The organism is Arthrobacter sp. CC3 (assembly GCF_039907775.1).
Taxonomy (GTDB): domain Bacteria; phylum Actinomycetota; class Actinomycetes; order Actinomycetales; family Micrococcaceae; genus Arthrobacter.
Genome location: NZ_JARCCY010000101.1, coordinates 1 through 1,297, shown reverse-complemented (window position 1 = coordinate 1,297; position 1,297 = coordinate 1). Strand labels below are relative to the sequence as shown.

Below are 1,297 nucleotides of genomic sequence, written 5' to 3'. Positions count from 1 at the left end.
CGTGGCTGCAGGAGAAGATACCTCCCATATCCTCAGCGGGTTGACTAACCAGCTGCCTGATCGTGATCCGGAAGAGACCGCCGAATGGATTGAGTCCCTGGATACGCTGATCAGGGAACAGGGCACCGAGCGTGCCCAGTACATCATGCGCAGTCTCCTGCAGCGTGCCGGCGCCCAGAGCGTCGGGGTTCCGATGGTCACCACCACGGACTATGTGAACACCATCCCGGTGGACCAGGAAGCGGAGTTCCCCGGGAACGAGGAATACGAACGCCGCTACCGGGCCTACATGCGCTGGAACGCCGCGGTGATGGTGCACCGGTCCCAGCGGCCGAACATCGGGGTGGGCGGGCACATCTCCACCTACGCCGGAGCCGCGACCCTGTACGAGGTCGGCTTCAACCACTTCTTCCGCGGCAAGGACCACCCCGGCGGCGGGGACCAGGTCTTCTTCCAGGGCCACGCCTCCCCCGGCATGTACGCCCGCGCGTTCATGGAAGGCCGGCTGACCGAGGAGGACCTGGACGGGTTCCGGCAGGAAAAGTCCAAGGCCGGGCACGCCCTGTCCTCCTACCCGCACCCGCGGCTGATGCCGCAGTTCTGGGAATTCCCCACCGTGTCCATGGGCATCGGGCCGATGAACGCGATCTACCAGGCCCAGTCCAACCGGTACCTGCACAACCGCGGCCTCAAAGACACCTCCGACCAGCAGGTCTGGGCGTTCCTGGGCGACGGTGAAATGGACGAGCCCGAGTCCCGCGGCCTGCTCCAGCTCGCCGCGAACGAGAACCTGGACAACCTGAACTTCGTGATCAACTGTAACCTCCAGCGCCTGGACGGACCCGTGCGCGGCAACGGCAAGATCATGCAGGAACTCGAAGCGTTCTTCCGCGGCGCGGGCTGGAACGTCATCAAGGTCGTCTGGGGCCGGGAATGGGATTCCCTGCTGACCAAGGACGCCGACGGGTCCCTGGTGAAGATCATGAACGAAACCCCCGACGGGGACTACCAGACCTACAAGGCCGAATCCGGCGGGTTCGTCCGCGAGCACTTCTTCGGCAAGGACCCCCGCACCAAGGAACTCGTCGCGGACCTGACCGATGACCAGATCTGGAACCTCAAACGCGGCGGCCACGACTACCGCAAGGTCTACGCCGCGTACAAGGCAGCGACCGAATTCAAGGGCAAACCCACCGTCATCCTGGCCAAAACCGTCAAGGGCTACGGACTCGGACCGCACTTCGAAGGCCGCAACGCCACCCACCAGATGAAGAAACTCACCCTGGATGACCTCAAG

The 1,297-nt window shown here is 64.1% G+C and carries 1 pseudogene; it reads left to right on the top strand.

The features are described 5' to 3' along the window. Window position 1: 1 nt before the first annotated feature. Window positions 2-1,297 (top strand): annotated as a pseudogene (locus tag PV761_RS24150) (pyruvate dehydrogenase (acetyl-transferring), homodimeric type); the annotation flags it as partial.